General features: G+C 53.7%; 10 protein-coding genes. 9 read left to right on the forward strand and 1 reads right to left on the reverse strand.

All coding sequences use genetic code 11. From position 1 onward, the window contains the following. Positions 1-36: 36 nt before the first annotated feature. A complete protein-coding gene (locus G506_RS0107680; protein WP_028116355.1) occupies positions 37-1206 on the reverse strand; it encodes an FAD-dependent oxidoreductase in 1170 nt (389 codons plus the stop codon). Between the two features lie 230 nt (positions 1207-1436). Here G506_RS0107680 and miaB point away from each other — a divergent pair, with 230 nt between their 5' ends. From miaB to G506_RS0107730, 9 genes are all read left to right on the forward strand, one after another. After that, positions 1437-2867: a tRNA (N6-isopentenyl adenosine(37)-C2)-methylthiotransferase MiaB gene (gene miaB / locus G506_RS0107685; protein ID WP_028116356.1), complete on the forward strand. Its 1431-nt coding sequence runs from the start codon at positions 1437-1439 to the stop codon at positions 2865-2867. An 8-nt stretch (positions 2868-2875) separates the two neighbouring features. After that, positions 2876-3970, forward strand: a complete 1095-nt coding sequence (locus G506_RS0107690; protein WP_028116357.1) for a PhoH family protein — start codon at positions 2876-2878, stop codon at positions 3968-3970. Next, positions 3967-4416: an rRNA maturation RNase YbeY gene (ybeY, locus tag G506_RS0107695; protein ID WP_028116358.1), complete on the forward strand. Its 450-nt coding sequence runs from the start codon at positions 3967-3969 to the stop codon at positions 4414-4416. The genes G506_RS0107690 and ybeY overlap by 4 nt, the downstream gene beginning before the upstream one ends. 32 nt (positions 4417-4448) lie before the next feature. Further along, positions 4449-5360 (forward strand): CNNM family magnesium/cobalt transport protein CorC, encoded by a 912-nt coding sequence (gene corC / locus G506_RS0107700; protein WP_028116359.1) that lies wholly within the window; start codon positions 4449-4451, stop codon positions 5358-5360. Beyond that, on the forward strand, positions 5357-6883 hold the full coding sequence (gene lnt, locus G506_RS0107705) for an apolipoprotein N-acyltransferase (RefSeq protein WP_028116360.1): 1527 nt from the start codon (positions 5357-5359) through the stop codon (positions 6881-6883). The genes corC and lnt overlap by 4 nt, the downstream gene beginning before the upstream one ends. Positions 6884-7133: 250 nt before the next feature. Next, complete coding sequence (locus tag G506_RS0107710; RefSeq protein WP_051201985.1) at positions 7134-9128, forward strand: methyl-accepting chemotaxis protein; 1995 nt, start codon at positions 7134-7136, stop codon at positions 9126-9128. Positions 9129-9305: 177 nt separating this feature from the next. Then, entirely contained in the window at positions 9306-11333 is a 2028-nt protein-coding gene (locus G506_RS19185; protein ID WP_051201986.1) for a PAS domain-containing hybrid sensor histidine kinase/response regulator, read from the forward strand. A gap of 531 nt (positions 11334-11864) precedes the next feature. Then, a complete protein-coding gene (locus G506_RS0107725; protein ID WP_240473399.1) occupies positions 11865-13166 on the forward strand; it encodes a [FeFe] hydrogenase, group A in 1302 nt (433 codons plus the stop codon). 25 nt (positions 13167-13191) lie between these two features. Beyond that, positions 13192-13512, forward strand: a complete 321-nt coding sequence (locus G506_RS0107730; RefSeq protein ID WP_028116363.1) for an iron hydrogenase small subunit — start codon at positions 13192-13194, stop codon at positions 13510-13512. Positions 13513-13520: the final 8 nt, after the last annotated feature.

Raw genomic sequence — 13520 nt, forward strand, 5'->3', positions numbered from 1 at the left:
AGAATACGGGTTAATCCACAACGTTCGGAACAAGATCTAAAGCCCCATGGCGTAACGCATCACCTGATGCTTGATTGGACCGGCGTTATTCGCCAGCGAAAAAGTTAAATTCCGAGCCAACTTAAGCGGCCCAAAATCGTTCGAGAAAACTTGATAAAACAGATCCATCGCCGCTTGCATTCGCAAGTTATCTGGCCGTCGCTGGCGCTGATAGTGAGTTAACAGTGGCTGTGGATCCGCGTGCAATTCGCTGACATCGGCAGTCGCCAATAACGCCAGCAATGCCGCCACGTCTTTAAAGCCAAGGTTAACCCCCTGCCCCGCCAACGGATTGATGGTGTGAGCGGCATCGCCCAGCAGCACCATCCGCCCTTGAAAATAGTGGTTAGCGTGTTGTCGTGTCAGCGGGAATGAGGCGGCGCGTACCACCTCGAATTCGCCCAAGCGTTCGGCCGGGAATGCCTGAATGATCTGCTGTTTCAGGGCGGCGTTATCCAGCCGCTTCAATTCGCTGATGCGCGCCGGACTGTCATACCACACCAGCGAAGCGTGCTTGCCCGGCAGCGGCAACAAAGCGCGCGGACCACTGGGGCTAAATTGCTGCCAGGTGATCTGCTGCTGTTCCGCCTCAGTGTCGATATTGATGATCAGGCAATGCTGGCGATAGTGCCAACCGCTAACGCCAATGTTGGCGGCTTGGCGCACCTTTGACTGGGCACCATCACAGCCTAATAACAGCGGCGCGCGATATCCCACGCCATCGACCACCACCTCGGCATAGTCGGCAACTTGCGTAATTGATTGAGGAAGTCCCAGCACCACGGTGACATTAGGCAGCGATTCAAGTTGCTGCCACAACGCCAACTGCACCACCCGATTTTCAATGATGTGACCAAGATGAGCATGGCCCAAATCGGCGGCATCAAAGCTAACCATCCGCTCTGGCAACTCCCAAGTGGCTAGGGTGCGGTAGGGGGCGGCGCGCATCGCCATCACCCCACCCCATGCGCCTAACTGGGTCAACAGTCGTTCCGATGCCGCGCTTACGGCACTAACCCGCAGATCCAGTGGCTGCTGTGGGGTAAAGGATTGTGGTTGCTGGGCCTCAAACAGGATCACCTGCCAGCCCTGCTGCGCCAGCCCCAAAGCCGCGGCGGCGCCGACCATGCCGCCCCCGACCACCATTACATCCGTCTGAACCGTCATTGTTGTTGATCCCTTGCAACATCAAAGCCGACATTTTACCCATTCATGGTCGCTGGCGCTGCCTCAATAATCGAAATAATGACGCCAACGGCGAACATTTAACCAACATTAAAAGTGGCTTACAGAGACAATTGGCCAACAGTTGGTCAGCCCTATGGCGTAGGTTGCCGCAGGCGGGTAAAATACGCGGCTAAATTTTTTCCGAACACCAACTTGAGCGACGCTGATTGATGAGCAAAAAGCTGCACATTAAGACCTGGGGCTGCCAGATGAACGAGTACGATTCAGCCAAAATGGCGGATCTGCTGGATGAAAATGGCGGTTACACCCTAACCGAAAACGCCGAAGAAGCCGACGTACTGCTGCTGAACACCTGTTCTATCCGTGAAAAAGCGCAGGAGAAGGTGTTCCACCAACTGGGTCGCTGGCGTCCAATCAAAGAAGCCAACCCACACGTGGTGATCGGCGTTGGCGGTTGCGTGGCCTCCCAAGAAGGTGATGCTATCCGTGAACGCGCACCGTTCGTGGATCTGGTGTTTGGTCCGCAAACGCTGCACCGCATTCCAGAGATGCTGGACAAACTGGCCGCCGGCGAAAAAGCGGTAGTAGACGTGTCCTTCCCAGAGATTGAGAAGTTTGACCGCCTGCCAGAGCCACGTGCCGAAGGCGCAACCGCCTTTGTATCCATCATGGAAGGCTGTAACAAGTACTGCACCTTCTGTGTAGTGCCATACACCCGTGGTGCCGAAGTCTCTCGTCCACTGGAAGATATCCTGTACGAAATCGCCCAACTGGCGGAACAAGGCGTACGCGAAATCAACCTGCTGGGTCAGAACGTGAACGCTTACCGCGGCGAAGGCATCGATGGCGACATCTGCAGCTTTGCCGATCTGCTGCGTTACGTGGCCAGCATCGACGGCATCGACCGTCTGCGCTTTACCACCAGCCACCCAGTTGAATTCACCCAAGACATCATCGACGCCTACGCCGATGTGCCAGAGCTGGTGGACTTCCTGCACCTGCCAGTACAGGCCGGTTCCGATCGCATCCTGACCATGATGAAGCGCAACCACACCGCGCTGGAGTTCAAGTCGATCATCCGTCGCCTGCGCAAAGTACGGCCGAACATTCACATCTCTTCCGACTTCATCGTTGGCTTCCCAGGCGAAACCGACGACGACTTCCAGAAGACCATGGAGCTGATCGAGCAGATCAACTTCGACATGAGCTTCTCGTTCATCTACTCACCACGTCCAGGCACCCCAGCCGCGGACATGCCAGATGATGTGACCGAAGAAGAGAAAAAGCAGCGTCTGTACATTCTGCAAGAGCGCATCAACCAGCAGGCGATGCAGTACAGCCGCCGCATGCAGGGCACCGTCCAGCGCATTCTGGTGGAAGGTCTGTCGAAGAAAAACGCCATGGAACTGCGTGGCCGCACCGAAAATAACCGCGTGGTTAACTTCGAAGGTCCAGTCGAACTGATTGGCAGCTTTGTCGATGTTGAGATCACCGACGTGTATCCAAACTCACTGCGTGCTACTTTGGTGCGTACTGAAGATCAGATGGATCTGCGCCGCGAACTGCGCCCATCCGACATTCTGGCCAAGCGTCCAAACAACCAGCCGGATGAATTGGGCGTCGCGACCTTCCAGCCTTAAGGATAATCGTGAGCAACAAACTTCTGACCCTAGAGGTCTACCTAGAGCCTGCACAGAACGCCCGTTTGGCGGCCCTGTGCGGGCCTTTTGACGATAACCTCCGTCAAATCGAACGCCGCTTGGGCGTAGAGATCAGCTACCACAACAACCACTTCACCGTGGTTGGTCAACCGGTGCAAGCCGCCGGCGTGATTGAACTGCTGAAAACCCTCTACATCGACACTCAGCCATTGAAAGGCCAGCAACCGGATCTCGAACCGGATCAGGTTCACATCGCCATTCAGGAGCTGATCGCTTTGGAAGCGGAAGACACCAGCGCCATGGGCGACGAAGTGTTTTTCAAAACCAAGCGTGGTGTCCTCAAGCCACGTAACCCCAACCAAGCGCAGTACATCCGCAACATCATCGCCCACGACATCTGTTTTGGCGTCGGCCCTGCCGGTACCGGTAAGACCTACCTGGCAGTAGCGGCGGCAGTGGATGCCCTGGAGCGCGGTGATATCCGCCGTATTCTGCTCACCCGTCCAGCGGTGGAAGCCGGTGAAAAACTGGGTTTCCTACCGGGGGATCTGAGCCAAAAGGTTGATCCGTACCTGCGCCCACTGTACGACGCGTTGTTCGAGATGATGGGCTTTGAAAAGGTGGAACGCCTGATCGAGCGCAGCGTCATCGAAGTCGCGCCACTGGCCTACATGCGCGGTCGGACCTTGAACGACGCCTTTGTGATCCTCGACGAAGCACAAAACACCACCACCGAACAGATGAAGATGTTCCTGACCCGTATCGGCTTTAACAGCCGCGCGGTGATCACCGGCGACATCACTCAGGTGGACTTGCCGCGCGGTACTCGCTCTGGCCTGCGCCACGCCATCGAAGTGTTGCGCGACGTCGATTCCATCGCCTTTAGCATGTTCGCTGCCCAAGACGTGGTACGTCACCCAGTGGTGGCTCGCGTGGTTGAAGCCTACGAACAGTTCGAGCGTATTGAGCACAAGCAAAAGCTGGAAAAAGACAACCAGCGCCGCGCCGAACAAGAAGCCGCCCAAGCGCTGCTAATGCAAAACGCGGTGCAAGCCGTTAAGGCGACCGAGGATAAGCAATGATCACCCTAGATCTGCAACTGGTTATCGAAGACCAAACCCTGCCAACCGAAGCCCAGCTGCAAAGCTGGGTAGAACTGGCGTTGGCAAGCCGCGACGAAGCCGAGCTGACCATCCGCATCACCGACAGCGAAGAGAGCCAGCAACTAAACCGCGACTACCGTGGCAAAGACAAGCCAACCAACGTGCTGTCATTCCCATTTGAAGCCCCACCGGGCATCGAACTGCCGCTGCTGGGCGATCTGGTGATCTGCGCTGAAGTGGTGGCTCGTGAAGCCGCCGAGCAACACAAAGCACTGCACGACCACTGGGCCCATATGGTGATCCACGGCTGTCTGCACCTGCTGGGCTACGATCACATCGATGACGCCGAAGCCGAGGAAATGGAGCAATTAGAGCGTGATCTGCTCGCCAAAATTGCCATTGCCGATCCCTATCAAGAGCGTTAATCTGACCTCTGATTTCCAACCTGCGAGAATTTATGCACGACGACCACCCCCCGTCGAGTAACGCCTCCGGTGACAAGCCGAAGAGTTTATTCGATAAGCTGAGTCAGCTCTTTGCCGGAGAGCCACAAAACAAACAAGAACTGGTAGACGTGATTCAGGACGCCGAAGACCGCGATCTGATTGATGCCGATACCAAAGAGATGATTAACGGGGTACTGGAAGTTGCCGAACTGCGAGTTCGCGACTTGATGGTGCCGCGCTCGCAGATCATCGCCATTGAAAAGAACCAAACGGTGGAAGAGTTTCTGCCGCTGGTGATTGAATCCGCCCACAGCCGTTTCCCGGTGATCGATCGCGATAAAGATCACATCGAAGGGATCCTGCTGGCCAAAGATATGCTGGCGTGGGGCTTTGCCCCGGATGCCGAGCGTAACCTGGAAAGCATTTTGCGCCCTGCGGTAGTAGTGCCAGAAAGCAAACGAGTGGATGCCTTGCTCAAAGAGTTCCGTCAGGAGCGCTACCACATGGCGATGGTGGTGGATGAGTACGGCGGCGTATCTGGCCTGATCACCATTGAAGATATCCTTGAAGCGATTGTTGGCGACATCGAAGATGAAACCGACACCGACGAGGATGATCACAACCACATTCGTCGTCTAAGCCGGAACACTTGGGCCGTCGCGGCCTTAACCGCGGTTGAAGACTTTAATGAGCACTTCAATACCGAGTTTTCCGACGAAGAGTATGACACCGTTGGTGGCCTAGTCAGCCACGGTTTTGGCCACCTGCCAGAGCGCGGTGAAAGTATCGAGATGAACGGTTTCGAATTTAAAGTGGTAAGCGCCGATACCCGTCGTTTGCTGCAGCTGCAAGTTCGTAATCTGGCCATCGTGATGGACGACGAAGACAACGCCAACTCCGACGAGGAAACCAGCGCGGCGTGAATCTACAAGCGTTAACTTCAACAGCGGGGCTTCGCCCCGCTGTTTTGTATCTACTGGCCGCCATCAGTGGCGCCCTGTCTCATCTGGCGTTTGCCCCCTATGATCTGTGGCCACTGCTGCCGCTGGCATTGGCGGCGCTGCTGCACCTTAGCCAGCAACAAAGCGCCAAAGTCGCGGCGCTGGCCGGCTTAAGTTTTGGCTTTGGCCAATTTATCTTCGGCCTGCGCTGGGTGCATGTCTCCATCGCCGAGTTTGGCGGTTTACCGCTGGCCGCATCGGTTGGCTTAATTGCCCTACTGGCGCTGTATCTGGCCTGTTACCCCGCGCTAACCCTGTATCTGCTCAATCGCTATTGTGGTGGCAGTTGGCTGGCACGGGTGCTGGCATTCCCCGGTTTGTGGCTGGTTGCCGAAGTGCTGCGCGGTAAATTATTCACCGGCTTCCCATGGTTGTGGTCTGGCTATTCGCAGGTGCAAGGCCCATTTGCCAGTCTGGTACCAATCATCGGCGTGCTTGGGGTGGGTCTGCTACTCAGCCTGATCGCCGCTTGCCTAGCGGCGCTGCTGCAACAGCGCTGGCGCTACGCTCTGCCGTTACTGGCACTGCTGGCCTTGCCTTATGGCGTTGACAAGCAGGCGTGGCTAACCCCAACCGGCAAACAGTTAGACGTGGCCTTGGTACAGGGCAACATTCCGCAAAGCATGAAATGGAACCAAGAGCAACTGTGGCCAACGCTGGTGAAATATCAGGAGCTGTCGCTGCCGCACTTAGATGCCGATCTAATCGTTTGGCCAGAAGCGGCGGTGCCGGCGCCAGAGACGATGGTCAGCCGTTTCTTAGAGCAGCTTGAACAGGGAGTCAACGCCGAAGGCAGCAGCCTTATCACCGGCATCATCAGCATGGATGAGCAGCGCCAGTTCTATAACTCACTGCTGGTGCTGGATCAGGCCAATCGGCAACTGCCCTACAGCCCGCTTGATAGCAATCGCTACCACAAGCATCAGTTGCTACCAATAGGCGAATTTGTGCCGCTGGAGTCACTGCTACGGCCGATTGCACCGCTGTTTAATCTGCCGATGTCGAGCTTTGCTCGCGGCGATGCCGTGCAGCCAAACCTTACCGCCGCCGGCGTCAATATCGCCCCAGCCATCTGTTATGAGATTGCCTTTCCAGAACTGGTTCGCGGCGCCGTTGATGAGCGCACCGATGTGCTGTTAACGGTATCTAACGATGCTTGGTTTGGTGCCTCTATTGGCCCGCTACAACACATGGCGATAGCCCAGATGCGGGCGCTGGAATTGGGTAAGCCACTGCTGCGGGTTACCAACAATGGCGTCACCGCCGTGGTCGATCCATTTGGTCAAATCAGCGATCGCTTGCCGCAATTTATTGACGCCACTCTACGTACCCAAGTGCCGCTATATCAGGGACAAACGCCGTTTGCCCAATTCGGTCAGTGGCCGCTGTACTTGCTGGCATTGCTGCTAATAATCAGTGGTATGGCGATAAGTCATCGCCGCTAAATTTAATTAACAAAGCTGACTGCAAGCTTAACTCACTTAATAATCTGCCAACTACCCCATTGGGGGTAGTTGGAGTTATTTTAGTAATAACTTTACTTTTCCCATTTTTATTTTGTTAATTAGCAACAAGTCGCCTTCGATTTCAGTTGCATAATATGCGTCAAATCACATATTAAATTAGCAATCAATTTGCCTAGCCTGCCCAGATTCACAATCATAGCGGCATCTCCAATGGATAACTTGGCGCTCCATGAACTGGTTAGCTCAACTAAAAATTAAGTACAAACTGATCGTGCTATTGCTGCCCGCCATCATCATCTGTGGCGTGGTTGGCATCGCCTTTCTGACGACCAAAGTACAGTTACAGCAGCAACTGCAGCAGGCGCTGCAACTCAGTAACTTGGTAACCAAACAGGCAGCACTGGTACATGAACTGCAGATCGAGCGCGGCAGCAGCGCCGGCTATCTTGCTGCCGCCGGTAATAACTTCGCCGATAAAGTAAAACAGCAACGGTTAATTACCGACCAGCGGATTAGCCAACTCCAGCATTTTATTGCCCAACAATCCTTCGCCCCGGATCTTTCTCAGCAACTAACCGCCAGCAATAACAAACTTCACGGTTTAATAAACATTCGGGAGCAAGTAGATAAGCTAGAAATAAGTGTTAGCGCCGAATTAGCGTTCTATACCGAGCTGGTCCAAAGCCTATTAAATAATATTGATGTCATCGCCAAACAAAGCGTCGAACCATCAATCGCCATTCGAGCCGCCGCCTACGGCGCCTATTTGCAACTGAAAGAACGTGCCGGTCTTGAACGTGCCGCCTTAAGCACCACCTTCGGCCAACGCCAGTTTGCCGCCGGCATGCAGCAGCGTTTTGCCCGCTTAGTCTCTGAACAGGGGATCTACCAAGAGCGGTTTATGGCGCTAGCAACCGACGCCAACCAACAGCGCTACCGACAACTGCTGACCTTGCCAGCCATTGCGGCGGTCGAACAACTACGCCAGATCGCCTTTGCGGCGCAGCCACAGCAGTTGCAAGCGCAATCTCCTGAAGCGTGGTTTGCCACGGCGACGGCGCGTATCGATGCCCTTACTGAATTGGAGCAGCAACTTGGGCTAGAACTTATCACTGCGACCGAACAGCTGTTGCAGCAAGCGAACCGCGAACTGCTGCTCAGTATGCTTTTGCAGCTGATCACCATGCTGTCGATTTTGTCGTTGATCATCGCCATCGGTAAACAGCTGAACCACAGCGTGCAAACGTTGCATCAAGGGGTGCTGCACGCCAGCAAAAATCTGGATCTGACCCACCGCATCGATCTGCCCGGCAATGATGAATTGAGTCATGTTGCTGGGGCTTTTAACCAGATGATGAATCATTTTCAAACGTTGCTTAGCCAAGTTAATCAAAACGCCCAACTACAAAGCGCTGCCGTGCGCGATATCGCCAAGCTCACCGCCACCATGAATCAAGCCATCGATGCCGGTTGTCTGCAATCGGAACAAGCGGCAACGGCGATGACCGAAATAGGTGCCAGTTTGGATGAAACCGCCAGCAATGCCGGCGGTGCCGCTAAAGCCTCGTCACTGGCAAGCAATCAGGGCCACCAAAGCAATCAAGCGATGCTGAACAACCAAAACAGCATCACCGAATTGGCGCACAGCATCGGCAGTGCCCATGACACCATTGAGCACTTGGCCAGCGAAGTCGATGGCATCAGCAGTGTGTTAACGGTGATCAACGACATCGCCGAACAAACCAATCTGTTGGCCTTGAACGCCGCCATTGAAGCGGCTCGTGCCGGCGAAAGTGGCCGTGGCTTTGCCGTAGTCGCGGATGAGGTACGCAATTTAGCCAAGCGCTCGCAACTGGCGACCGATAACATTCGCGAGATGATTGAAAATCTGAAACAAGCGGCGGCTAAGGCGACTGCCGCAATCAGCAGCGGCAACCAACAGGCACAGGCCAGCGTTCAGTACGGCGATGACGCTCGGCAACGGATCAATCGCATCGTGGCGCACATTCAAGAGATCGATCAGATGAATGAACAGATCGCCGGCGCCAGCCAACAACAAGCGGCGGTGGTTAACAACGTCAGCCAAAATGTTGTCAACATCAGTGACAGCTACGCCCTATGTCGGCGCCACGCTGATGAGCTGCAGCATCACGCAGCCCGCCTTAGCCAAGGTAACGCCGCGCTGGCCAATGAGATTGGTCATTTTGTGCTTCGCCGACCATAACGCCACAGTGCCCATTGCCATTAGCTTCAACGGCAATGGGCAAATTCAACTAACAATACCCAGTCCAACACTAGGATCAGCTATTAAAACGGCTCGTGTTTAGCGGATAATATATCGGTATCAATCCGGTATTGAGCAAGCCGTTCAACCTTTCTGCCGTTCTAGCCAAAGCGTCTAATGATCCCTTACAACAAAGATCAATTTTTTCAGCACAGCCACTGCGCCATGCTGGTCTGCGTCAACGATGCCTATTCAACCATTGCTGAAGCCAACCAAGCATTTTATGACTTGGTTGGCTACAGCCGTGAAGAGATGCAGACTCTGCATCAAAATCGCTTCGCCAGTTTGGTGGTCGACGATCTGCCGCAGATGCTAGAAAAAGTCGGTAGCACCGTCAGAGATGGCACCACTCTCGATTACGAATTTCGGATTCGCAGCAAATCCGGTGAACTGTTGTGGATCCATGACATTGCGACCTATGACAAGGAGAGCAATCTGTTTACGGTGGTGATCATGGACATCACCTACCGGCAAAATACCCTAGAGGCGATCTCCAAAACCGCCAGCATCGATTGCCTCGCCAGCATGCTGTCGAGCTTGATTGATAACATTCCCAGCCCGATTGCCATCTATAACGGCCACAAACAGCGGATCGTGATTAATCAGTTCTTTAAATCACTTGAGCAGCGCTGTCTGTACGATCCGACTATCCCGCATGCGGAGCGGGAGGCGTTCTTTGCCATTGCCCACGTCAATATCAGCGAGCAAAGTCTGAATGAACCACGACAATTGACCATCGGAGGCCAGACATTTCAGGTGCGCAAGCAGGTGCAACAATCCGTCAGCGATAGCTACATCATCCTGATTTTTGAAGACATCACCGCGCTAAAAGAGAAACAGCAGCAGTTAACCAAAGCGATTGCCGCCCGCGATCAATTCTTAGCGGTGATCAGTCACGAATTACGCACTCCGATTGCGGCCATGATTGGCTTGATGGAGTTGCTCGACTCCCACGTCGACAGCGCTGCCGGCCAAGTGCTGCTGGAAAACGCCAAGCTCTCTGCCGATCGGCTAAAACTGCACGTTAATGACATCTTAGATTTCTCTAAAATCGAAGCGGGTCAACTGCAGATCGACGCTACCCATGGCAACCTGCTATTGGAGTGCAGTCCGATCTTTCGCGGTTTTGAAAAAGTGGCCCACGACAAGGGCTTGCAACTGCGGGTCAACTGGCAGCCCAGCGCTTATGCCTACATGACCTTAGACTGGTTACGGCTGCACCAAATCATCAATAACGTGTTATCCAATGCACTTAAGTTCACCGACAGCGGTATGGTGTACACCAATATTCAGGTGACCCAGCAGCAGTTGCATATCAAAGTTACCGATACCGGCTGCGGCATGACCGCCAAACAGATGAGCAACTTGTTTAAGCCCTTTGTGCAGGGCGACAAAAGCATCAGCCGCAAATATGGTGGCACCGGCCTGGGACTATCGATCGTTAAAAACCTGCTGGATATCTTAGGCGGCTGCATTGCGGTGGACAGCAAACATGGCGTCGGCACCGCCGTAACCATTACCCTACCGATTAGCGCCGAGCCAGTCGTGCTGCCAACAACGACACGTTTCTACAGTAACTGTCCGCAACTGCAAGCGTGGCTTAGCGCCTGGCAGATCAGCGGCGATCCAATCAGCGCCAGCGAACTGTATCGTGACCGCGAGTCCGCCAACCTCTACCCCGATAGCGTCTATCAACAGGTAGTTAGCTTCAACAGCGACACGCACAAGCCGAAAGCTCCGTTGAAAAGTAGCGTCGATTACCGGGTGCTGTGTGTCGATGACAACGAGATCAACCGGCTGATATTCAAAGCACAGTTTGACAGCCTTGGGATCGCTGCCAGTTTGGCCAGCAGTGCCGCTGAAGCACTGCAACTGTTGCTTCGAGCCGACACTAACGGCAAGCCATTTGATGTGCTGGTAACCGATCTGCATATGCCAGAGATGAATGGCTTTGAGTTAACTGAAGCGATTCGGCAACAGCCAAGGCTGCAATCGCTACCGGTGATCTGCTGTACCGCCGATAACGCCAAACGGGTGCAACTGCAAGGCAAGCAACACGGCATGTCGGAAATCGTATTTAAACCGTATACGGTTGCACATCTGCAGCAAGCAATTTTACGGCAATTAAAACCGGCTGATTGTTAATGCATCTCAATCAGTAAAATTATCATTATGAAATAGCCAATCAACCGATTGGCTATTTTTTTAAGGTGACTTTTAAATGATTCAATTAACACCAACAACAATGAAACACTTTCATCTAAAGCCCAATTTGCAATTAACTCGGATAAGTTTGCAATTGCGTCGGCAGCCATGACATTTCGACATCACCTAGACAATATGACCCACCACCAACAACAACGGGTCATAACTGCCAATTCGGGCAGATTTTATTGTTTTTTGAAAACTTATGAGCGAATTGATTTCACGAGCGAAATAACTTTTATGGTTTTATTTATAATTAATTTAAGTTTTATTTGAGCTACTCCACAAATTATCGGTTTGTGACTTATCGGAGTTGTCACAACTGGGCACCATTCTCGACCAACTTCCCAAACGATATTTATGACGGCTGCACAACTACCCCGCCATTAACGACAAAAGTTTTCGGAAGTTATAACCAAAGCGACATCGAGTGGATTGATGCCGCGATAAAGACTGAGTGGTTCCGAACCTATGACATCACCAATGACTGGCCGCAGCGCCGGCTATAGCTACCAGGCTGGCGAAATCCAAAGCCTGATCCAGATTGACGCAACCGCGTGTAAAGGCTGTGACGCCTGTAAAGCGTTCTGCCCAACCAATGCCATCAATGGCGCTTCTGGTGCTGCCCACAGCATCGATAACGATAAATGCTTAGGTTGTGGTCAATGCATGACCAACTGCCCATTTAACGCGATCAAACAAACCAGTGTGGCGATCGACACCGTCATCAAAAAGCTGGCCGACAAAAACACCACAGTGGTCGGGATCATTGCCCCGGCGGTGCGAGTGGCCATTGGCGAAGAGTTTGGCATGCCAGCCGGCAGCTTGGTTACTGGCCAACTGTATGGCGCCATGAATGCTGCCAATATGCAGATCTTCGACTGTAACTACGCCGCCGACATCACCATCATGGAAGAGGGCACCGAATTTATTCAGCGCCTGCGCTCGGCATTGCAAGGCGGTGGCCACGACGATGATCATGGTGCCCACGGCGTGCTGCCACAGTTCACCTCTTGCTGCCCAGCTTGGGTACGCTACGCCGAACTGAAAGCCCCTAAAGCGTTGGCGAACCTGTCCACCACCAAGTCACCAATGCAGATCGCCGGTGCCATCACCAAAACCTACGGCACCGAGGTGTACAAGGCCAAGCCAGAGCAGATCTTTACCGTCGGTGTGATGCCATGCACCGCCAAAAAGATTGAAGCATCACGCCCAGAATTCAATGCCGCTTACCTGCACAACAACAATCTGTTGGGTCATGGCCACGGCAGCAACCACAACGGCGAAGGCTACCCAGACGTTGATGTGGTGCTAACCACGGCCGAATTGGCGCAGCTGTTTAAAACCTTAAACATCGATCTGGCCGCCACCGCCAACTACACCCCAGAAGGTAACCCATTTGCTCAGTATTCCGGCGCTGGCACCATCTTTGGTAACACCGGTGGGGTAATGGAAGCGGCGCTGCGTACTGCGTATGAAGTGATTACCGGCGACAAGATGCCAACCCTGGAATACACCCCGGTGCGTGGCTTAGCCGGCATCAAGACTGCATCAATCGACCTGTACGACAAGACTCTTGGCAAGGACGTTACCTTGAAAGTCGCGGTGGTTCATGACATGGCCAACAACATCGACCAGATCTTAAGTGAAGTGAATGCTGGCACCTCGCCTTATCACTTTATCGAAGTGATGAACTGCCCAGGTGGCTGCGTTAACGGCGCCGGTCAACCGCAGCGCAACGACGGTTCCTCTTGGCTAGGCAACAAAGCCTAAGCGCTGCAATTACAGGATTCTGACGATGACTAAAAAGACTTACGACTACACCGAAGATAACTTCTTCTTGCCGCGTCGCACCTTCCTCAAAGTGGGTGGCGCCTTGGCGGTTGCACTGGCACTGCCGCTGCAGTGGGTGGCCAGCAAAATCGCCAACCGCAACGCCCACATCGAAGCTCGTACAGCCGGTCTGTACCAAGACGACAAGATCGCCAAAGTTCGAGAAAGTCACTCTAACCAAGTGATGATGAACTATTACCGCGAATTCGGTGGTGAGCCGATGGGCAAGCTGTCTCACGATCTGCTGCACACCAAGTACGTTGACCGCACCAAGCTGCACTCTTAAGTAAGGTT

It is taken from the genome of Ferrimonas senticii DSM 18821 (genome assembly GCF_000422665.1).
Lineage (GTDB): Bacteria > Pseudomonadota > Gammaproteobacteria > Enterobacterales > Shewanellaceae > Ferrimonas > Ferrimonas senticii.

What these genes read in the sequence shown, in the direction of transcription:
- G506_RS0107680 (WP_028116355.1), bottom strand. Translation starts at nt 1,206, where the DNA reads ATGACGGTTCAGACGGATGTAATGGTGGTCGGGGGCGGCATGGTCGGC.
- miaB (WP_028116356.1), top strand. Translation starts at nt 1,437, where the DNA reads ATGAGCAAAAAGCTGCACATTAAGACCTGGGGCTGCCAGATGAACGAG.
- ybeY (WP_028116358.1), top strand. Translation starts at nt 3,967, where the DNA reads ATGATCACCCTAGATCTGCAACTGGTTATCGAAGACCAAACCCTGCCA.
- corC (WP_028116359.1), top strand. Translation starts at nt 4,449, where the DNA reads ATGCACGACGACCACCCCCCGTCGAGTAACGCCTCCGGTGACAAGCCG.
- G506_RS0107710 (WP_051201985.1), top strand. Translation starts at nt 7,134, where the DNA reads ATGAACTGGTTAGCTCAACTAAAAATTAAGTACAAACTGATCGTGCTA.
- G506_RS19185 (WP_051201986.1), top strand. Translation starts at nt 9,306, where the DNA reads ATGATCCCTTACAACAAAGATCAATTTTTTCAGCACAGCCACTGCGCC.
- G506_RS0107725 (WP_240473399.1), top strand. Translation starts at nt 11,865, where the DNA reads ATGACATCACCAATGACTGGCCGCAGCGCCGGCTATAGCTACCAGGCT.
- G506_RS0107730 (WP_028116363.1), top strand. Translation starts at nt 13,192, where the DNA reads ATGACTAAAAAGACTTACGACTACACCGAAGATAACTTCTTCTTGCCG.